The organism is Parahoeflea alexandrii (assembly GCF_024105735.1).
GTDB classification, from domain to species: Bacteria; Pseudomonadota; Alphaproteobacteria; order Rhizobiales; family Rhizobiaceae; genus Hoeflea; species Hoeflea alexandrii.
Window position 1 is genome coordinate 47,266 of sequence record NZ_JAAAML010000006.1, and the last position, 21,173, is coordinate 68,438.

19 protein-coding genes are annotated in these 21,173 nt (G+C 61.0%); 9 read left to right on the forward strand and 10 right to left on the reverse strand.

Annotated elements, in window-relative coordinates:
• Positions 1–37: 37 nt before the first annotated feature.
• Entirely contained in the window at positions 38–1,195 is a 1,158-nt protein-coding gene (locus GTW23_RS22920) for an iron-containing alcohol dehydrogenase (protein WP_252917665.1), read from the forward strand.
• 93 nt (positions 1,196–1,288) lie between these two features.
• On the opposite strand, the gene GTW23_RS22925 is transcribed toward GTW23_RS22920, so the two are convergent.
• The 10 genes from GTW23_RS22925 to GTW23_RS22970 form a co-directional block, all read right to left on the reverse strand.
• Positions 1,289–1,702, reverse strand: coding sequence for a c-type cytochrome (locus tag GTW23_RS22925; RefSeq protein WP_252917666.1), 414 nt, complete (start codon positions 1,700–1,702; stop codon positions 1,289–1,291).
• Positions 1,699–2,094: a Cu(I)-responsive transcriptional regulator gene (gene cueR, locus GTW23_RS22930; RefSeq protein WP_252917667.1), complete on the reverse strand. Its 396-nt coding sequence runs from the start codon at positions 2,092–2,094 to the stop codon at positions 1,699–1,701. The genes GTW23_RS22925 and cueR overlap by 4 nt, the downstream gene beginning before the upstream one ends.
• Before the next feature lie 69 nt (positions 2,095–2,163).
• The gene (locus tag GTW23_RS22935) at positions 2,164–4,566 is read right to left on the reverse strand and encodes a heavy metal translocating P-type ATPase (protein ID WP_252917668.1); all 2,403 of its coding nucleotides are present in this window, start codon (positions 4,564–4,566) and stop codon (positions 2,164–2,166) included.
• 128 nt (positions 4,567–4,694) lie between these two features.
• On the reverse strand, positions 4,695–6,221 hold the full coding sequence (locus GTW23_RS22940; RefSeq protein WP_252917669.1) for a mannitol dehydrogenase family protein: 1,527 nt from the start codon (positions 6,219–6,221) through the stop codon (positions 4,695–4,697).
• Positions 6,209–6,982: an L-iditol 2-dehydrogenase gene (locus GTW23_RS22945; protein WP_290129089.1), complete on the reverse strand. Its 774-nt coding sequence runs from the start codon at positions 6,980–6,982 to the stop codon at positions 6,209–6,211. Before GTW23_RS22945 ends, GTW23_RS22940 begins: the two co-directional genes overlap by 13 nt.
• Positions 6,979–7,983 (reverse strand): ABC transporter ATP-binding protein, encoded by a 1,005-nt coding sequence (locus GTW23_RS22950; protein WP_252917671.1) that lies wholly within the window; start codon positions 7,981–7,983, stop codon positions 6,979–6,981. Before GTW23_RS22950 ends, GTW23_RS22945 begins: the two co-directional genes overlap by 4 nt.
• A gap of 12 nt (positions 7,984–7,995) precedes the next feature.
• Entirely contained in the window at positions 7,996–8,826 is an 831-nt protein-coding gene (locus tag GTW23_RS22955; RefSeq protein ID WP_252917672.1) for a carbohydrate ABC transporter permease, read from the reverse strand.
• Positions 8,827–8,838: 12 nt separating this feature from the next.
• Positions 8,839–9,708, reverse strand: coding sequence for a carbohydrate ABC transporter permease (locus GTW23_RS22960; RefSeq protein WP_252917673.1), 870 nt, complete (start codon positions 9,706–9,708; stop codon positions 8,839–8,841).
• A 138-nt stretch (positions 9,709–9,846) separates the two neighbouring features.
• Entirely contained in the window at positions 9,847–11,148 is a 1,302-nt protein-coding gene (locus tag GTW23_RS22965) for an ABC transporter substrate-binding protein (RefSeq protein ID WP_252917674.1), read from the reverse strand.
• Between the two features lie 86 nt (positions 11,149–11,234).
• Positions 11,235–12,266: a LacI family DNA-binding transcriptional regulator gene (locus GTW23_RS22970; RefSeq protein WP_252917675.1), complete on the reverse strand. Its 1,032-nt coding sequence runs from the start codon at positions 12,264–12,266 to the stop codon at positions 11,235–11,237.
• Positions 12,267–12,527: 261 nt separating this feature from the next.
• On the opposite strand from GTW23_RS22970, the gene GTW23_RS22975 reads away from it, so the two are divergent.
• The 8 genes from GTW23_RS22975 (at position 12,528) to GTW23_RS23010 (ending at position 21,162) form a co-directional block, all read left to right on the forward strand.
• Positions 12,528–13,703 carry an MHYT domain-containing protein gene (locus tag GTW23_RS22975; RefSeq protein WP_252917676.1) on the forward strand — a complete coding sequence of 392 codons (1,176 nt, stop codon included), beginning with the start codon at positions 12,528–12,530 and terminating at the stop codon, positions 13,701–13,703.
• A gap of 198 nt (positions 13,704–13,901) precedes the next feature.
• Complete coding sequence (locus GTW23_RS22980; protein ID WP_252917677.1) at positions 13,902–14,768, forward strand: FAD binding domain-containing protein; 867 nt, start codon at positions 13,902–13,904, stop codon at positions 14,766–14,768.
• 14 nt (positions 14,769–14,782) lie between these two features.
• The gene (locus GTW23_RS22985; RefSeq protein WP_252917678.1) at positions 14,783–15,283 is read left to right on the forward strand and encodes a (2Fe-2S)-binding protein; all 501 of its coding nucleotides are present in this window, start codon (positions 14,783–14,785) and stop codon (positions 15,281–15,283) included.
• On the forward strand, positions 15,280–17,709 hold the full coding sequence (locus GTW23_RS22990; protein ID WP_252917679.1) for an aerobic carbon-monoxide dehydrogenase large subunit: 2,430 nt from the start codon (positions 15,280–15,282) through the stop codon (positions 17,707–17,709). The genes GTW23_RS22985 and GTW23_RS22990 overlap by 4 nt, the downstream gene beginning before the upstream one ends.
• A 28-nt stretch (positions 17,710–17,737) precedes the next feature.
• Positions 17,738–18,607, forward strand: coding sequence for an AAA family ATPase (locus GTW23_RS22995; protein WP_425494100.1), 870 nt, complete (start codon positions 17,738–17,740; stop codon positions 18,605–18,607).
• 1 nt (position 18,608) lies between these two features.
• A complete protein-coding gene (locus tag GTW23_RS23000; RefSeq protein WP_252917681.1) occupies positions 18,609–19,796 on the forward strand; it encodes a vWA domain-containing protein in 1,188 nt (395 codons plus the stop codon).
• Positions 19,797–19,798: 2 nt separating this feature from the next.
• Positions 19,799–20,617: an XdhC family protein gene (locus tag GTW23_RS23005; RefSeq protein ID WP_252917682.1), complete on the forward strand. Its 819-nt coding sequence runs from the start codon at positions 19,799–19,801 to the stop codon at positions 20,615–20,617.
• A gap of 26 nt (positions 20,618–20,643) precedes the next feature.
• Positions 20,644–21,162, forward strand: coding sequence for an SRPBCC family protein (locus tag GTW23_RS23010; RefSeq protein ID WP_252917683.1), 519 nt, complete (start codon positions 20,644–20,646; stop codon positions 21,160–21,162).
• Positions 21,163–21,173: the final 11 nt, after the last annotated feature.

Below are 21,173 nucleotides of genomic sequence, written 5' to 3' on the forward strand. Positions count from 1 at the left end.
CTCGTCAGTCGCCTTGTTTGCCGGAGGAAATTTGCCGATGTCACCGTTTGTCTTCAATACCACCAAGAGCATCCAGTTCGGGGCCGGCGCGTTGGCCCGGATCGGAGAACTGGCGCAGGCCAGCATGGGGTCACGCATCTTTCTCGTCACCGATGCCGGGATGATGGCGACCGGTATTGTCGACCAGGCGATAGGGCACATCAAGTCCGCAGGCGTGGAGGTGACGCTGTTTTCAGACGTGCAGGCCGACCCGCCGGAGGCCGTGATCCTGGCTGCGGCGGACACAGCCCGTTCCGCCGGCGTCGAGGGTGTGATCGGTCTTGGCGGCGGATCATCGCTGGATGTCGCCAAGCTGGTGGCGCTCCTGGCCGTCGGCAAGGAGGAACTGAAAGCGGTCTACGGTGTGGGCAACGCGAAGGGGCCGCGGCTTCCGCTCATTCTTGTGCCGACGACGTCGGGAACCGGTTCCGAGGTCACCCCGATATCGATCGTGACCACTGGAAGCTCGGAGAAAATGGGGGTCGTCTCGCCGGTGCTGCTGCCCGACATCGCGCTGCTTGATCCGGAGTTGACCTATGGGCTGCCCGCGCATGTGACCGCCGCAACGGGGATCGATGCGATGGTGCATGCGATCGAGGCCTATGCATCGGCCAGCGCCAACAACAATCCGCTGTCGCGGACGCTTGCCACCCAGGCGCTTGCGCTGATGGGGCCGTCGCTGCTCAAGGCGGTGCGCAACGGAACCGACGCTGAAGCGCGCGCCGACATGCTGCTCGGTTCGATGCTGGCGGGGCAGGCTTTCGCCAATTCGCCGGTGGCGGCCGTGCATGCGCTGGCCTATCCGCTGGGCGGGCATTTCCACATTCCGCATGGTCTCTCCAACGCGCTGGTGCTGCCGCATGTGTTGCGGTTCAATGCGGTCACGGCCCACCAGGCTTATGTCGACCTGGCGCCGCACCTGTTTCCAGATCTGGTCTCGCTGCAGGGTCAGGAGCGGGTGGCGGCCTTCTGTGACAGGCTCGTGGATCTCTCGTCCGATTGCGGTCTGCCACAGACCTTGCGCGACATGAAGATCACCGAGGACTGGCTGCCCAAGCTTGCAAGTGACGCGATGAACCAGACACGTTTGCTGGTGAACAACCCGCGCCCGGTGAGCGAAGCCGATGCCCTCGCGATCTACCGGGCTGCATTCTAGCGGTCGTCAATCTACGGCGCCCATCCAACTGCTCACAGTGCGGGAAAGCTGATGGCTTTTCAGGCAATGACTGGTTCCGGGCGCGAGGTGAAGTCAGAAGATCCCATTGGCGCGCTGGAGTTCCCGCACATAGACAATGATCTTCTCGATTTCCGTGTCGGTCACGTCTTCGAGCGCCGGCATGTTACCGAATGACCAGTGGTGCGCACGCACGCCGTTCCTCGCCGCCAGATGGAAGGATGCGTCGCCGTGATGGTTGGGTTCGTAGATCTTGTGGACCAGAGGCGGGGCGATGCCGTCCTGCCCGGCCGCGTCCTTGCCGTGACAGGTGGCGCACGACCGGTTGAAATAGGCTTCTCCGGCCTGCGCCGGTTCGGACAATTCAGGCACGATCACACTGGCCATGGCTGCACCGGTCGGAGGCTGATCCTGTGTGCCGAAGCTGCGGTAGACTAACACCGCGGCCGCCAGCAGGACGGCGCCAAACAGAATGTAGCGCCCTTTCATGCCTGTGTTCCTCCTGCAATTTCGTTGATGATCGGACAATCGGGCCGGTCGTCGCCATGACAGTTATCTGCCAGCGTCTTGAGAGTGCCGCGCAGCGATTTGAGCTCCAGAAGCTTGCGGTCGATCTCGCGAATCTTGTCCATTGCCAACGCCTTCACATCCGAACTGGCGCGCTCCTTGTCTTCGTAGAGCGACAGAAGGGAACGGCATTCATCGATGGTGAAGCCAAGGCTGCGCGAGCGCTGGATGAACGCCAGGCGGTGGACATCCTTGTCGTCATAATCGCGATAGCCATTGGCGGCACGGGCAGGCCTGATGAGGCCGATATCCTCGTAGTAACGGATTGTCTTGGCGGGCAGGCCGGTCATGTCTGCCGCTTCACCGATGTTCATTCATTGACCTCCCTTGTCTCGTCTTCGTTCAAACCTGACAGACAGCTAATGCTTCCACCTGCTGGAAGGTCAAGTATCGAGACTAACCGATCGGAGCCGCAGCGCATTCGAAATCACCGAGACAGATGAAAGGCTCATGGCCGCCGCCGCAATCATCGGCGACAACAAGGTGCCGGTGAGCGGGTAGAGCAGCCCGGCGGCAACCGGCACACCAAGGCTGTTGTAGGCGAAGGCGAAGAAAAGGTTCTGCTTGATGTTGCGGAGTGTCGCTTCGGAGAGCTTGCGGGCACGCAGGATGCCGCCGAGGTCGCCTTTGAGGAGGGTGATGCCGGCGCTTTCGACGGCCACATCAGCTCCGGTTCCCATGGCGATTCCAACTTCGGCGGCAGCGAGTGCGGGCGCATCGTTGATGCCGTCTCCCGCCATGGCGACCTTGTGACCGGCCTTGTGCAGTTCATCCACCAGCGCCTTCTTGTCCTCGGGCAGCACGCCTGCGCGAACCTCGTCGATACCGAGTTGATCAGCCACGGCACGGGCCGTGGTCTCGTTGTCGCCGGTTGCCATGATGATCTTGAGACCGGCCTCATGCAGCGCCTTGATGGCTTCACGGGTTGTTGGCTTGATCGGATCGGCAACCGCTATCAGACCAGCCAGTTTTCCATCGATGGCGACATACATTGCTGTCTTGCCCTCGGAGCGCAGTGAATCGGCGCGCGCGTCTGCTTCCCTGCAGTCGACACCTGAGGATTGCATCATCGCGGCATTGCCGAGCGCGAGTCTGATATCGCCGGAACGGCCCGACACGCCCTTGCCTGTCACCGCTTCGAACTCCGCAACGGGGGCGGCCTCGATGTCGCGTGCGGCGATACCTTCAACGATGGCTTCAGCCAGGGGGTGCTCCGATCCGGATTCAAGACCGCGGACAAGTGCCAGCATTTCGGTCTCGGCGGTTTCTCCGATGGTGACCACATCTGTCAGGCTGGGCTTGCCTTCGGTCAGGGTGCCAGTCTTGTCGACGACGAGCACGTCCACTCCAGCCATGCGTTCCAGCGCCTCGGCGTCCTTGATCAGGACCCCGGCCTGCGCGCCGCGCCCGGTGGCGGTCATGATCGACATCGGCGTGGCCAATCCAAGTGCGCAGGGGCAGGCGATGATCAAGACCGACACAGCCGACACGATGGCGAACACGAAGGCGGGTTGCGGTCCGACCGCCATCCAGATTGCGAAGGCGAGCACGGCAGTGATGACCACCGCGGGCACGAAATAGGAAGCCACGCGGTCCGCCAGTCCCTGGATGGGCGCGCGGGAGCGTTGGGCGGACGACACCATGGCCACGATGCGCGCCAGCATGGTTTCGTCGCCAACTTTCTCGGCTTCGATGATCAGCGATCCGTTCCTGTTCAGGGTACCTCCCGTCACTCGGTCGCCTTCGGCTTTCTCGACGGCAAGCGGTTCGCCCGTGAGCATGCTTTCATCAACGGATGTGTGGCCTTCAAGGACGACGGCATCGACTGGTATGGCTTCGCCCGGACGTACCCTGAGCCGGTCGCCGCCGACGATGTTTTCGAGCGGTGCGTCATACTCGTCACCGTCCGGCGTGATGCGGCGGGCTGTCTTGGGTGCAAGATCCAGCAGCGTTCTGATGGCGTCGCCGGTGCGTTCGCGCGCCCTGAGTTCCAGCACCTGTCCGACAAAGACCAGCGCGATGATCACCACGGCTGCCTCGAAATAGACCGGCATATGGCCGCCTGGCATCTGCAATCCTGACGGAAACAGTCCGGGCAGGAAGGTCGCGACCGTGGAGTAGATGTAAGCGGCACCGACACCGATCATGATCAGTGTCCACATGTTCAGGTTCCAGGTCCTGATCGACGTCCAGCCGCGGTGGAAGAAGGGGTGCGCGGCCCAGAGGACAACAGGGGTTGCCATGGCAAACTCGAGATAGAGCGAGATTGTTTCCCCGATCCACTCGCGAATGGGAAGGCCCAGCATGGGCCCCATTGTCAGGATCAGCAGCGGGATGGCCGCGCCCGCACTGACCCAAAGCCTGCGGGTGAAATCGACCAGTTCCTGATTGGGGCCTTCGGCGATACCATCCATGGGTTCAAGGGCCATGCCGCAGATCGGGCAGGTGCCCGGACCTTCCTGCACGACCTCCGGGTCCATCGGACAGGTGTACATCGCAGACTTGGGAGCCGAAGCCTTCTTTCGGGCCTTGTTGCCGGAAAGGTAGAAATAGGGATCACGCTCGAACTTGTCGTGACAGCCGGTGGAGCAGAAATGAAACGTGTTTCCCTTGTACTCAAGCTGCGGTTTGCCCTTGTCGAGCGCGACATCCATTCCGCAAACCGGATCCTTCACCTTGCCGTCTACCGGCTCTGTCGCAGCCTCGAACAGTGCTGCCGAGTCGACCGCCGGCGACCCGCCGTGTTCTTCCGGATGCGCATGATTGCAGCTGTGATGATGGTCCATGATGTCAATCCTTCCTGACTTCATGGGACTCTAGGGCTTCCAGCGACTGTAAGGTCAAGCGGTTCCCGTATTTGTTTCGGAATTGCGCGTGAGGCTGCCGGCAAGCCTTCTTCGAGCGGCCTTGTCCGTCAGTCGCGGTTGGGTGCGGTAGAGCCGATGTAGGCTTGAAGGGTAGCATCGGTTCCGTTCCGCCAAAGCGAATTCAACCAGTCGGCAAAGGATTGCATGAAGCGCGGGTCGGATGCCGTATCTCCGTAGATTTCCCGCTGGGCCAGCCAGGATTGCGGATTGCCGCGTGCTTCCAGGGCTGCCTTTGCAAGCCTCTCCCATTGCGGATCGTTCGGCTCGATGGTGGAGCCGTCGTCCCGTGTTCCCGCGCACATGCGGGCCCACAAGGCCTCCACGAGGCTGAGGCCTTCAATGGGTCCGCCCGCCTCCAGAGCGTCGCGCAGAATGGGCAGCACAAAGCCGCTATGTCGCGATGAGCCGTCGAAGGCAACGCGCCGCGTGGTGTCATGGATTTCAGGATTGGAAAAGCGTCTTTCGATCAGCTCGACATAGCCGGCCGGATCCATGCCCGGAACCGGCCGGACATAGGGTGCGATCTCCTGGCGCTGCACCTTTGTGAAGAAAGCCGACAGGACCGGATGCGCCATGCAATCCGCAATCGTTTCGACAGAGAGAAGTTCGCCCGCATTGGCGAGCACCTGATGCCCGGCATTGAGGATGCGTATCTTCATTGTCTCGAAATCGTGCACGTCGGCGGTGAAGATCGCGCCGACACGGTCCCAATCCGGCCGGCCGGCGCAGAATTCATCTTCCATCACCCACTGCCGGTAATTTTCATGAGTTACCGGAGCGGCGTCAGCGATGCCAAGTTGACGGGCAAGGCTGATTTCTTTCGGGCCCGTGGCGGGTACAATGCAATCAACCATGGAATTCGGGAATGAGCAGTGACTGTCGATCCAGTCGGCAAGGCCGGGGTCGGAAAGCCGTGCGAGACCCAGGACGGTTCGTCTGGTTATGGTGCCGTTGCCCTGAAGATTGTCGCAGCTCTGTACCGTGAATGGGCCGTGTCCATTGTCGCGCCTCAGTTTCAGCGCCGCGATGATCGCACCGAAAGCTGTGCGAGGTGCCGCGGGATGGTCTGCATCATGGCGAATGTCGGGATGAGAGCTGTCGAAGGTGCCAGTTCCGGGATCGATGAAATAGCCCCCTTCCGTTATGGTAAGGGCAACTATGCGAATTCGCGGCTTCGCCATCGCGGCGATCAACGGTCCGTTTCCGTCCTCGATCGGCAGATAGTCAATCATCGAACCAACCACCTCCGCCGAGGTGCCGCCGGGATCGAGTTCGATGAGCGTTGTCAGGCAGTCCTGGGCTAGAAGGCGCTCGCGCATGACGTCATCATAGGCGCGTACCCCTGCACCTATGATTGCCCAGTCCAGCGCATGCCCCTGCTGCATCAGACGGTGGAGGTACCATGCCTGGTGGGCGCGATGGAAATTTCCCAGGCCCACATGCACGATGCCCGGCGACAATGCCGAACGATCGTAAAGCGGACGTTGAACCGGGTCGGGCAGATTGGCCAGTGTCGCGTTGGCGAGCTTCAGGGGGCTTTGCCCCCTTCCATGCGTGTCCATCAGCTCAGCCATTGTCCGCCATCGACATTGTAGGTCTGGCCGACGATGTAATCTGCATCGGCGCTCGCGAGAAAAACGGCCATACCGCAAAGATCCTCGGCGGTGCCCATCCGTCCGTATGGAACAGCCTCGCCGACTTCCCTCTTCTTCTGGCCTGAGGCCTTGTTCTCATATTTTGCAAAGAAGGCATCGACACCGTCCCAATGCTCGCCATCAACGACGCCCGGCGATATCGCGTTGACGTTGATGCCATGGGCGATGAGGTTCAAAGCGGCTGACTGGGTCAGGCTGATGATCGCGGCCTTGCTTGCACAATAGACCGCGACGAGCGGTTCGCCCCGGCGACCGGCTTGACTGGCCATGTTGATGATCTTGCCGCCGTTGCCGCGTTCAACCATGTGACGCGCAACCGCCTGAAGCGTGAACAGCGTGCCGGAGACGTTGATGTCGAAGGTCCTCTGGTAATCGGCCCGATCGATCTCGACAATCGGCGCGGCGGTGAAAATCGCCGCATTGTTGACGAGTATGTCGATGCCGCCGAAGGCTGCAACTGTATCGCCAACGCCGCGGTCGATGCTTTCTTGTTGAGACACGTCCATGTGAACCGCAATGGCGGCGTCACCCAGTTCTGCCGCCGCCGCCCGGGCATTGGCGAGGTCGATGTCGGCAATCGCCACGCGGGCACCCTGGCGAATATAGGCTTCCGCAAAAGCCCGTCCGATGCCGCGGGCGGCACCCGTGATCATGGCGGATTTATCAGCCAGCCGCATCATTGGATCCGCAACCCGTCTGCTGCAAAGCGGTGGATCTTGTCAGCTATCGGTGTCAGGTAGACAATATCACCGTGACGGGCGCTGAATTCACCGTCGACACGAACCGTAATGGTCTCGCCGCCATTCTCTGGATGCACATGCAGGAATGTGTCGGAGCCAAGGTGTTCGGCCACGCCCACCTTGCCTTTCCACTCGCCTTCGGTGAGAGAGAGTCCGAGGTGTTCTGGACGGAAGCCGATCGCATGGGCCCCATGTTTTGCCGCCACGGCCCCCTCGAGAAAATTCATCCTGGGTGAGCCGATGAACCCGGCGACGAAGCGGTTGCGGGGCTGGTTGTAGAGGTCAAGCGGGCTGCCCACCTGTTCGATGTTGCCAGCCCGCAGGACGACGATCTTGTCAGCCATTGTCATTGCCTCGACCTGATCATGGGTCACATAGATCATCGTGGTCTCGAGCCGCTTGTGCAGTTCGGAGATTTCGAGCCGCATTCCCACACGCAGCGCCGCGTCAAGGTTGGAGAGCGGTTCATCAAACAGGAACGCTGATGGTTCGCGCACGATGGCGCGGCCGATCGCAACCCGCTGGCGCTGGCCGCCCGACAATTGGCCGGGCCGCCGATCCAGATAATCGGTGAGATTGAGAACCTGTGCTGCGTTGGAAACGCGCCGATCAATCTCCGCCTGGTCAAGCTTGGCCATGCGCAGCGGAAAGGCGATGTTCTTGCGAACCGACATATGCGGATAGAGCGCATAGGACTGGAACACCATCGCCAGGCCCCGTTTCGCCGGCGGAACAGCAGAGACATCCGAGCCGTCAATTTCGATCTTGCCGGAGCTGAGATCCTCCAACCCGGCAATCAGCCGCAGCAGGGTTGATTTTCCGCAGCCAGAGGGTCCCACAAAGACCGTGAACTCTCCATCTTCGATGGTCAGATCCAGTGGTGGAATGACCTCAACCGAGCCGAAGCGCTTGGTCACCTTGTCGAGTACAATGCGTCCCATTGAATTGGTTCCCTATTTCACGGCGCCGAAGGTCAGGCCCCGGACGAGTTGCTTCTGGCTGAACCAGCCCAGAATGAGAATCGGCGCGATCGCCATTGTCGATGCCGCGCTGAGCTTGGCGTAGAAGAGGCCTTCCGGGCTTGAGTAGCTGGCAATGAACGCGGTCAGCGGCGCCGCTTGCGCGGCGGTCAGATTGAGCGTCCAGAACGCCTCGTTCCAGGCCAGAATGAAGTTCAGCAGAATGGTGGAGGCAATACCCGGCACCGCCATGGGGGTCAGCACATAGATGATTTCCTCGCGCAGCGACGCGCCATCCATCCGGGCGGCTTCAAGGATTTCGCCGGGGATTTCCTTGAAGTAGGTGTAGAGCATCCAGACGATGATCGGAAGGTTGATCAGCATGATCACCACCACCAGCCCGATGCGCGTATCAAGCAGCCCCAGCTCGATGAAAATCAGGTAGATCGGGTAGAGAACGCCAACTGCCGGAAGCATCTTGGTCGAGAGCATCCAGAGCAGGATATCCTTGGTCCGCTTCGACGGCACGAATGCCATCGACCATGCCGCGGGGATCGCAATCATCACGCCAATGAGCGTTGATCCGCCTGCGATGATCACTGAGTTCCACAGGAAACGCATATAGTCCGAGCGCTCCTGAACGACGGCATAATTTTCGAGCGTCCAGTCAAAGAACAGAAACAGCGGCGGATCATTGATCGCCTGCGCCTCGGTCTTGAAACTGGTGAGGATCGTCCAGAGGATCGGGAAGAAGATCAGGAAGCCAATGCTCCAGGCGAGCACTGTGTTGATCGTCTTGCGGCGGGTGGTAACGGCTCGGGACATGGCGCTATCTCCTCACGCGTCCAGGTTCTTGCCGACAATGCGCATCAGGAAGATGGCAATGATGTTGGCGAGAATGATTGCGTAGACACCGCCCGCACTGCCGAGCCCGACATTCTGGCTTTCCAGCACCCGTTGGAAAATCAGATAGGTCAGCGTGCGTGTCCCGAAGGCTCCGCCTGTGGTGACGAAGATTTCGGCAAAGACCGACAGCAGGAAGATGGTCTGGATCAGAATAACGATCGTTATGGCACGGCTCAGGTGCGGCAGAATGATGTAGAAGAAACGCGACAGCGGCGGCGCGCCATCCATCTCCGATGCTTCCAACTGCTCGCTGTCGAGCGACTGGATCGCCGTCAGCAGGATCAGCGTGGCAAAGGGCAGCCATTGCCAGGATACGATCAGGATGATGGAGAACAGGGGCGCATCGCTGAGCCAGACCACGGGTTCCGCGCCAAACGCTCGCCAGAGGTGGGCAAACAGGCCATTGACAGGATCCATGAAGATGTTCTTCCAGACCAGCGCAGAAACGGTCGGCATGACAAAGAAAGGTGCGATCACAAGGATACGCACAACGCCCTGGCCCCACATCGGCTGGTCAAGAAGCAACGCCAGAAGCACACCGAGCACGATGGTGATCAACAGAGCGCCGCCAACGATTATCAGCGTGGTCTGGACACTTGGCCAGAAAGCGCTCGAGGTGACGAACCGCACATAATTGTCGAAACCGACCCAGCCGGGCACGATATCGGGGCGGTTGGGCAGGAATCGGCGGAACGAAAACCAGAGGGTCATTACAAGCGGGACGAGCATCCATCCAAGAAGGAGAATGACCGCCGGCGCCATCATGAACCGGGCTGCGGATCGGGAATGTTGGGTCGCCATGACACAAATCCTCTGAGGCCGGTCCCCTGATGCCAGGGGGATTGGCCTGTTTCATACCGACTTTAGCGGAACCGTGTACGAGTGTATGAGAACCGGGAGGCGACGGCATGCGCCGCCTCCCGGTCCCGGGAGGAAGACTTAGCGGTAGCCCGCTGCTTCCATGGCGTCGTTGGTGATCGCTTGCGCCTTTTCAAGCGCCTCCTCGACAGTCTGCTGACCTGCATAGACTGCCGAGAACTCCTGGCTGACTTCGGTCGCGATACCGGCAAACTCCGGAATGGCCGCGAACTGGATCCCGACATAGGGGCTCGGCTCGACGGTGGAGTTGTTCGGGTCCGCCGACAGGATGGACTCGAGGGTCATCTTGGCGAAGGGAACAGCCTGGTAGTTCGGATTCTCATACAGAGACGTCCGTGCGCCGGGCGGTACATTGGCCCAGCCTTCCTTTTCGGCAACAAGCTCGATGTAATCCTTCGAGGTCGCCCATTCGATGAACTGCTTGGCGGCCGCTTCCTTGGCCGTACCTGCCGGGATCGCCAGTGCCCAGGCCCAGAGCCAGTTGGAACGCTTGCCCAGTCCGTTGTCAGGCGCAAGCGCGAAGCCAACGCTGTCGGCCACGGTGGAGTCATTCGGGTTGGTCACGAAAGATGCCGCCACTGTGGCGTCAATCCACATGCCGCACTTGCCCTGCTGGAACAGCGACAAGTTCTCATTGAAGCCGTTGGTAGCAAAACCTGCCGGACCGGACTCGTTCATCATGCCGACGTAGAAGTTGAGCGTGTCGGCCCATGGCTGCGTGTCGAACTGTGCATTCCAGTCCATGTCGAACCAGCGCGCGCCAAAAGAGTTCGACATCGCGGTGATGAAGGCGCCGCCTTCACCCCAGCCGGCCTTGCCGCGCAGGCAGATACCGTTGATGTCGTTGTCACGGTCGGTCATCGCGGCCGCAGCCTCGCGGATGAACTCCCAGGTGGGTGCTTCCGGCATTTCCATTCCGGCCTTTTCCATCAGGTCGGTGCGGTACATGATCATCGAGCTTTCGCCATAAAACGGCGCCGCATAGAGCGTGCCGTCATGGCTCAGGCCGCCGGCCATTGCCGGCAGGATATCGTCGACATCGTAATCTTCGGAAAGATCATCGAGCGGAATCAGCCAGCCATTGGCGCCCCAGATCGGGGTCTCGTACATGCCGATTGTCAGGATGTCGAACTGGCCGCCCTTGGTGGTGATGTCGGTTGTGACGCGCTGGCGAAGAACATTCTCCTCCAGTGTGACCCACTCGACGGTGTGGCCGGTCTTGGTTGTGAAATCGTCCGTCAGACCCTGCATGCGGATCATGTCGCCGTTGTTCACGGTTGCGATGGTAATGGTTTCTGCCTGGGCTGCTGTTGAAACAAGCGCGAGTGCAGTCGCCGCAAGAAATGCGTTCCTCAAAGACATCCTAATCCTCCCTAAACTGGATGTTAGGAGGCAACGGTACCCTCAAACTTATCGCGCGGTCAATATAAATTTTACGCGCGAAAAATTTAGGCGGAGGCGCGCAGGATGAGCCGGGCCGGAAACAGGGTCTCGGTCCGGCTTGGCAACCGCCCGCCGCTCTCGACGAGCTGGACGAGTGTTTCGACAGTGCGGCTGGTGACATTGTCGTAGTCATGAGCGGCGGTTGTCAGCGCGGGGCAGGTAAACCGCGAGAAGGGATGATCGTCATTCGAGGCAACACGCAACGCGCAATCCTGGTCCCGTCCGACGCGCATTCCCATCTCGTAGCAAGCCGAAAGGAACCCGATCGCAAGCCGGTCATTGCTGCACAAAACTGCGTTGGAGTTCAGCCGGCCCGAAGTCAGAACCTCCAGTGCACCGTTCCGCCCGATCTCCTCGAATGCCCAGCCCTGCCCCTCAACGCTGACGACATTTGGCTCGAAGCCCAGCCTGTCCATCATCTCGACATAGGCAATCCGGCGCTTGTTGGCATTTGGATTGGCCGGTGTCGCCATCTCGAAGAAGGCCGGTGGCGCACCGGTGCGGGTGAGATACTCCACCGTCTGCGAGACGAAGCTGAAATTGTCGGATCCGACAAAGGCAGACCCCATGCCTTCGATGTTGCTGTCAAACAGCACCGTGGGCACGTCCCTGCAGAATTTCTCTATCTCCAACCGATCCGATGCGCGGCCAAGCGGCGCAAGCAACACGCCCGCCGGCTTGAGCGAACGCAGGCTGTCGAGAATATCGATCTCCAGATCCTTCTGCCCATGCGCACTGTAGAGCGTTGGCCGGTATCCGGCAGCAATGCAGCGCTGCTCGAGACGGCGCGCCATCTCGGCAAAGAACGGATCGGCGAGATAGGGAACCACAATGCCGACATTCTTGGTCAGCTTGCGGTTCTGGTTCATTGCAAAGATGTTGGGCCGGTAATCGTAGCGCGCCAATGCCTCCTCGATCCGTGCGCGCGTGGTGGGACGCACGCTGTCGGGGTCGTTGAAATACTTCGACACGGTGGGCCGCGAGATCCCGCTCAAGGCGGCGAACTCTTCCATGTTGCGGACTTTTGCATCGCTCATCGCGAATCCTCCTGGTATGCACCGCATCCGTATGGATTCGCAGCGCCGTCGGTTGGTTTGGACGTTAGACGAAATTCACAAGGCTTTACAAGAATTGCCGCGCGCCAAGAACGGTAAGTGGCGCAAACACTGTGATCCAGCCTTCGTCGGATGGACGTTTTGCCGGTAGTCGCGCCAATGGAATTCAATCAGGAAGTTGTGCTAGCCTGAAACCATGATCGAGTATCCGTCCAGCAATCAGATCAACGGGGTCAACCCTTGATGTCATCGAGCCACAATCACTACCTGATTGCGCTTTCGGTCCTTGTCGCGATTCAGGCCAGTTATGTGGGGCTCAGCCTGGCGTTGCGCATCCCTGGGGCCTTCGCACTCAACCGGCGCCTGCTGATTGCCGGTTCCGCCATCACTCTCGCAGTGGGGATCTGGAGCATGCATTTCATCGGCATGCTGTCGATGGGGATGGCGTCGGATGTCGACTATCTGGTCCTACCGACGCTGGTTTCGTTCCTGCTTTGCGTGCTGGTCACCGGTATCGCCATTTACCTGGCCAGCCTGCGTTCCCTGAATCTGCTCGGCATAGCTGCGGTGGTGATGGGATTGGGTATCACGACCATGCACTATGTGGGCATGATCGCCCTGCATTCCAGCGCCAGGCTGAGCTATGACCCGGTCTATGTTGTCGGCAGTTTCGTCATCGCGGTCACAGCTTCGGGCCTGGCGATCTGGCTGGCGTTCATGGCCGAGCGGCGGCCACCTTTGTTTGTCTGTGCGATATTTCTTGGCTGTGCGGTCTCGGGCATGCACTACACCGCCATGGAAGGCACGAGCTTCGATTTCTCGTTTGCCGAACCGGTGACCGCAACTTCTTTCATGTCGAGCGACACCCTGGCCGTCATTGTCAGTTTCGTTGCCTTTGCAATCTCCGGGGTTTTCATGTTGACGCTTGTGCCCAAGGGGAGCTCGCGAGAGCATGGCGAGCAGCGGCGCAGGGGCGGCGAGGAGGTTGCCGACGATTTCCATGAGCTTGAGACCGAGGAGAGTGGTGATGAAACGGCCGTGGCTGGTATGCAGGCTTCAGCCAACCTTCTGCCGATCGAAAAGAATGGCGACCGGTTTCACATCGCCGCCGCAGAAGTCATTTCCGTGCATGCCAATGCCCATTACACCTACGTCTTCAACGGGCGTGACGACCTTTTCTGTTCGCTGTCGATAACCGAAGTCTCCCGGCGGCTTCCCAAGCCGCCTTTCTACCGAACCCACAGAAGCCACATCGTCAACCTCGCTCACGCCGGACGGATGAAGAAGTCCGGCGATGCCGCCGTGGTGGAGCTTGAATCGCAAGTGCGCCGCACCGTGCCGATCAGCCGGGCCAGGGTGGGCGAGCTGCGGCAGCAACTGGCAGAGTTTCAGATGCATGAATGTTCCGACGCGACCTGAAATTATGTCAGCCATATTGACGCAGTTCGTGCAGGCAGCGCGTATTTCGTGAAAATGCGCGGCTTCCGGGTGTCGGAGGCGGTTCCCCTTTGCGCCTTTAAGGTCTCTTCTAAGCGCTGGTGAGAGTGGCAAAGACATCAGTCTGCCTGATTGATCGAGAAGCCGTTCTTTCATTTGCATGCTTTGGGAGGAGCTAGAATGATACCAGGCACATTCGATTATCATCGTCCAGCGACTGTTGAGGATGCAGTGGGGCTGCTTTCCCGACTGGGCGAGGAAGCCAATATTCTTGCAGGCGGGCACAGCCTGATACCGCTGATGAAGACCAGATTGGCCTCACCGGAGCACCTTGTGGATCTGTCGGGTATCGGCAATCTCAAGGGGATTTCGGTCGAGGGCGGCGATGTGATCATCGGCGCCATGACCACCCAGCATGAGCTGATCAATTCTGACGAGCTGGCGCGGCATCTGCCGATCATCGCCGAGACGTCGCGGCTGATCGCCGATCCGCAGATTCGCTACAAGGGCACGTTCGGCGGAAATGTCGCCAATGGCGATCCCGGCAACGACATGCCGGCGCTGATGATGTGCCTGGGGGCAAGCTACTCGGTGACCGGACCGGATGGCAGCCGAGAAATCGCGGCCCGCGATTTCTACCAGGGCGCCTATTTCACGTCGCTGGAGCATGGCGAGATCCTGACCGCGGTCCGTATCCCGATCCCGTCTCCGGACCACGGCTACGCCTACGAGAAGCTCAAGCGCAAGGTTGGCGACTATGCCACCGCGGCCGCCGCCGTCGTCATCACGATGGAAGGCGGCAAGTGCACCAGCGCATCGATCGGCCTGACCAACGTATCGGAAACCCCGCTGTGGGCGTCCGAGGCCGCAAGCATGCTGGTCGGCACGAGCCTCGACAAGGCGTCGGTGGATGCAGCCGTGGCCGCCGCCGAAGCGATTACCGAGCCGGCGTCCGACATGCGCGGACCTGCCGAGTACCGAACGAAAATGGCGGGCGTCATGATGCGGCGTGCACTTGAGCGGGCCCAGTCCCGCGCCAAGGGTTGAGGGGGAGATTACCAATGGCAAAATCACACATCGAACTGACCATCAATGGCAAGAAGGTCGAGGCTCTGGTCGAGCCGCGCACATTGCTGATCCACTTCCTGCGCGAACAGCAGAATCTCACCGGAGCCCATATCGGCTGTGACACCGGCCACTGCGGCGCCTGCACCGTCGAGATGGACGACATGTCGGTCAAGAGCTGCATGACCTTCGCGGTCCAGGCCAATGGCGCCAGCATCACCACCATCGAAGGCATGGCCAATCCTGACGGAACGCTGAGCGCTCTTCAGGAAGGCTTCCGCATGATGCACGGCCTCCAGTGCGGCTATTGCACGCCGGGCATGATCCTGCGGGCGCATCGCCTGCTCAAGGAGAACCCGGCTCCGACCGAAGACGAAATCCGCAACGGCATCGCCGGCAATCTTTGCCGCTGCACCGGCTACGTCAACATCGTCAAGGCGATCCAGTATGCCGCAGCCAAGATCAACGGAACCCCGTTTCAGGAGGCCGCAGAATGAACGACCAGACCAAGATTGATCAGGACCGCGCCGAACGGACCGAAAAACTACAGGGCATGGGCTGCAAGCGCAAGCGGGTCGAGGACGTCCGTTTCACGCAAGGCAAGGGCAGCTATGTCGACGACCTGAAACTGCCGGGCATGCTGTTTGGCGACTTCGTCCGTTCGCCGCACGCCCACGCACGCATCAAGAGCATCGACACCAGCCGCGCCAAGGCTCTGCCGGGTGTCGTTGCGGTGCTGACCGCCGCTGACCTCAAGCCGCTGGGCCTGCATTACATGCCGACTTTGGCCGGCGACGTCCAGGCGGTTCTGGCCGAGGAAAAGGTGCTGTTCCAGAACCAGGAAGTGGCCTTCGTCATTGCCGAGGACCGCTACATCGCCTCGGACGCCACCGAACTCGTCGACGTGGAATATGAAGCGCTGCCCTGCATCGTCGATCCGTTCAAGTCTATGGACGCCGACGCGCCGATCCTGCGCGAGGACATTCAGGACAAGATGGAAGGCGCACACGGCCCGCGCAAACACCCCAACCACATTTTCGAATGGACCATCGGCGACAAGGAGGCCACGGATGCGGTCTTCGCCAATGCCGATGTGACCATCAAGGAAATGCTGGTCGATCACCGAACCCATCCGTCACCACTCGAAACCTGCCAGTCGGTGGCGTCCTTCGACAAGGTCAAGGGTGAACTGACACTCTGGGGAACCTTCCAGGCGCCGCATGTCATCCGCACCGTGGTGTCGCTGATTTCGGGCCTTCCCGAGCACAAGATCCATGTCATCGCACCCGATATCGGCGGCGGCTTCGGCAACAAGGTTGGCGCTTATGCCGGTTATGTCTGCTCGGTGGTCGGCTCCATAGTATTGGGCGTGCCGGTCAAGTGGGTCGAAGACCGGATGGAGAACCTCTCCACCACCTCGTTTGCCCGCGACTATCACATGACGACGGAACTCGCCGCCACCAAGGACGGCAAGATCCAGGCCATGCGCGTACATGTGCTGGCCGACCATGGCGCTTTTGATGCCTGCGCCGATCCGTCGAAATGGCCGGCCGGCTTCATGAACATCTGCACCGGTTCCTATGACATCCCGACGGCGCATCTGGCGGTTGACGGGGTCTACACCAACAAGGCTTCGGGCGGTGTCGCCTATCGCTGCTCGTTCCGTGTCACCGAAGCTGTGTTCGCCATCGAGCGGGCAGTCGAACTGCTGGCCGACAAGCTGGGCATGGATGCGGCTGAACTGCGTATCAAGAACTTCATCAAGCCCGAGCAGTTTCCGTACAAGTCGGCGCTTGGCTGGGAATATGACAGCGGCGACTACCACACCGCCATGAAGAAGGCGATGGACACGATCGGCTATAAGGAGTTGCGCGAGGAGCAGGCGCAGAAGCGCGAGGCGTTCAAGCGCGGCGAAACCCGCGAGATCATGGGCATCGGCATCTCGTTCTTCACCGAGATCGTCGGCGCCGGGCCCGCCAAGAACTGCGACATTCTCGGCATCGCCATGTTCGATTCGGCCGAAATCCGCATCCACCCCACCGGTTCGGTGATCGCCCGCATGGGCACCAAGAGCCAGGGGCAGGGCCACGAGACCACCTACGCCCAGATCATTGCCACTGAAATCGGCATTCCCGCTGACGACATCATGATCGAGGAAGGCAACACCGACACAGCTCCTTACGGTCTCGGCACCTACGGCTCGCGCTCCACGCCGGTGGCGGGTGCGGCGACGGCGGTCGCTGCCCGCAAGATCAAGGCCAAGGCGCAGATGATCGCCGCCCACATGCTCGAAGTGCATGAGGGCGATCTCGAATGGGATGTCGACCGGTTCCGGGTCAAGGGCCTGCCGGAAAAGTTCAAGACCATGAAGGAAATCGCCTGGGCTGCGTACAATGCGCCGCCGCCGAACATGGAGCCGGGGCTCGAAGCGGTGAACTATTACGAACCGCCCAACATGACCTATCCCTTCGGCGCCTATTTCTGCGTCATGGACATCGACGTCGACACCGGTGTCGCAAAAACACGGCGTTTCTACGCGCTTGATGATTGCGGCACGCGCATCAACCCGATGATCATCGAGGGCCAAGTACATGGCGGGCTCACCGAAGCCTTTGCCTGCGCCATGGGCCAGGAAATCCGTTACGACGAGCACGGCAACGTCATGGGTGCGTCCTTCATGGATTTCTTCCTGCCCACCGCCGTGGAAACGCCGAACTGGGAGACCGATTTCACGGTGACCCCGTCGCCGCACCATCCGATCGGCGCCAAGGGCGTGGGTGAAAGCCCGCATGTCGGCGGGGTTCCGTGCTTCTCCAATGCCGTCAACGATGCCTATGCCTTCCTTGGCGCCGGGCACATCCAGATGCCGCATGATGCATGGCGTCTGTGGACCGTGGGCCAGAAGCTGGGCCTGCACACATAAAGAGCGGCGCGGGGAAACACCGGTGAAAATCCCTCAGGAAAAGGTCGCCACCGAACTGGCCGCGGTCGGGTATATTCCCGACCGCGACCTAGCGACGGCGGTGTGGCTGATGGACAGTCTCAAACGACCGTTGCTGCTGGAAGGCGAGGCAGGCGTGGGCAAGACCGAAGTGGCGCGCGCCCTGGCGCTGGCCCACGACACGCGGCTGATCCGGCTGCAATGTTACGAAGGCCTCGACCAGAGCGCGGCGCTCTATGAGTGGAACTACCAGCGGCAATTGCTCGCCATCAAGGCGCGCGAAGGCACGGATGCGTCCCAGGTCGAGGAGCATATCTTCAGCGAGACCTATCTGCTGGAACGACCGCTCCTGGCGGCGATCCGGCAGGATAAGGCGCCGGTGCTTCTCATCGACGAAGTCGACCGGGCGGACGAGGAGTTCGAGGCGTTCCTGCTCGAGCTTCTCTCGGATTTCCAGGTCTCGATCCCCGAGTTGGGGACGATCACGGCGACCACCATCCCCCGCGTCATCCTGACATCGAACGGTACCCGCGAACTCAGTGACGCGCTGCGCCGCAGATGTCTCTATCATTATGTCGACTATCCCGATGTCGACCGGGAAGCCCGGATCATCCTGTCGCGGCTGCCGGGCATCGACACCGACCTGGCCTTGCAGATCGCCAACATGGTCAGCCTGATCCGCAAGGAAGAGCTGCGCAAGACACCCGGCGTCGCCGAGACGCTCGACTGGGCCGCGACGCTGGCCGGGCTTGATATCCGCCACCTGCGCGATGAGCCCGAAGCGGTGCATGAAACGCTGATGTGCCTGATCAAGACCGCCGAGGACAAGTCCCGCATGACCCGCGAAGTCTCCGACCGCCTGCTCGGCAAGGTGGCCTGAGATGAGCCATGCGCTTGCAGCAGAAAATCCGCTCGCCGCGGGCGCCATAACCAAACTCAATGGCTTTGCCCGGCTCCTGCGCGACAATGGCTTTATCGCCGGTCTGGCTGAAACCCGCGACGCGTTGACGGTTCTGGCCAGCGGCGATGCAGCCCGCCCTTCCCGCTTGAGGCCGGCGCTGAAATCCCTGTTCTGCAGCCGGCAATCGGACTGGGAGAAATTTGACGAGCTGTTTGATGCCTGGTGGCTGCAACGCGGGATGAAATCGGCGACACGGATCTCAGGCGCGCCGCAGAACTCGCCTCCGGGGCTGCAGACCCAGACGGCAGGCCAGCGCGGGTTTGGCGAAAGCGACTTGGCCGACGATGTCGAACGCGGCGAGGGACGCGAGGTTTCCGAAACCGGCCAATCCAAGCGCGAAGGCGCGTCACGGACCGAGCTGCTGTCGACAACCGACTTCCGGCACCTCACCCGGCCCGAGGATCTGGCGGAAGCGCACCTGCTTGCCGAGCGGCTTGCCAAGAGCATGCGCGCGCGACTGACGCGCCGGATGCACGCGCGGCGCTCGGGCCAGCGGCTGGATTTGCGCCGAACCATTCACAAGAGCATCGCCCATGGCGGCACGCCGCTGGAGCTGGTGCGGCGACAGCGCAAGGATAAGCCGCTGAGGCTGGTGGTCCTGCTCGATGCCTCGGGGTCGATGAACCTTTATTCCGCGGTCTTCCTGCGCTTCATGCACGGCGTGCTCGACAATTTCCGCGAAGCCGAAGCCTTCGTCTTTCACACCCGCCTGATCCACATTTCGCCGGCATTGCGCGAGCGTAACCCGCAACGCGCGGTGGAGCGCATGTCGTTGCTGGCGCAGGGCACCGGCGGCGGCACGCGGATCGGCGAAAGCCTCGCCACCTTCAATCGCTGGCACGCCAAGCGCTGCATTCATTCGCGCACCTGCGTGATGATCGTCTCGGATGGCTACGACACCGGCCCGGCCGAGAACCTTGGGACCGAGATGCAGGCCCTGCGCCGTCGTTGCCGCCGCATTGCCTGGCTCAACCCGATGATCGGCTGGCAGGGTTACGCGCCGGAGGCCGCCGGCATGAAGGCGGCGCTTCCCTATGTCGACCTGTTCGCTCCGGCCCACAATCTTGAAAGCCTCAAATGCCTTGAACCCTATCTGGCGAGGATATGATCATGCCGCAACACGCCGATATTCTGGATCTGATGAACGACTACAAGGCCAAAGGCGAGCCTTTCGCGCTGGCGACGGTGGTGCGAACGGTGTCGGTCACCGCGGCCAAGGCCGGGGCCAAGGCCGTGATCCTTGCCGACGGTACCATCACCGAAGGCTGGATCGGCGGCGGCTGTGCCCGCGGCGCCGTGCTCAAGGCGGCACGGGAAGCGCTGGCCGACGGCCAGTCGCGGCTTGTCAGCATCCAGCCTGATGAGCAACTGTCATCGCATCAGGTCAAGCCCGGCGAAACCCGTGAAGGTGTCGTCTACGCCAAGAACATGTGCCCGAGCCAGGGAACCATGGATGTGTTTGTGGAGCCCGTCTTGCCCAGACCGAACCTGTTGATATGTGGCGCTTCGCCCGTCGCCGTCGCGCTGGTCGACCTTGCCCGGCGCATGGGGTTTTTCATCACCATCTGCGCACCGGTCGCGGACCACGCTGCATTCGCGGAAGCTGACCGGCTGATCGACGGATACGCGGTTCCGGCAGATGGAAGCGAGCGGGACTATCTGGTGATCGCCACCCAGGGCCGCGGCGACAGTGCCGCGCTCAAGGCCGCGGTACAGGCACCTTCCAAATACCTTGCCTTTGTCGGCTCGCGCAAGAAGGCCGCTGCCCTGAAGGCAGATCTGGTCGAAAGCGGCATTCCGCCTGCGCGGCTCGAAACCATTCGCGCGCCGGCGGGCCTCGATATCGGGGCCATCACGCCGGACGAAATCGCCTTTTCGATCGTGGCTGAAATGATCGAAATCCGCCGCCGCGGTCAACGCACTCTCTGACGCACATTCTGGCAAGGACAAAAAAGATGGAAATGAACGGAACACAACGTATCGAAGCGTCTCGCGAGGAAGTTTATGCCGCACTCAACGACGTAGATGTCTTGCGCCAGTGCATTCCGGGCTGCGAATCGATCGAGAAAACGTCTGACACCGAGATGAACGCCAAGGTCACGCTTCGGGTTGGACCGGTCAAGGCGAGCTTCACCGGCAAGGTGACACTGTCGGATCTCGATCCGCCGAACGGCTATACCATCAGCGGGGAAGGCTCGGGCGGCATGGCCGGCTTCGCCAAGGGTGGAGCCAAGGTGGACCTGGTGCCCGATGGAGACGCGACCATCCTCAATTATGCCGTGTCGGCTGAAATCGGCGGCAAGATCGCCCAGCTCGGCAGCCGTCTGATCGATGGCACGGCAAAGAAGCTTGCCGGGGAATTCTTCACCAGGTTCAGTGAAATCGTCGGCCCGCAGCCGGTCGCGGAAGAGCCGGTGAGCGAAGAGGCGTCGGTCAAGAAGGGATGGGTCGGGCGCCTGCGCGATTCGCTTTGACCGCAAACCTG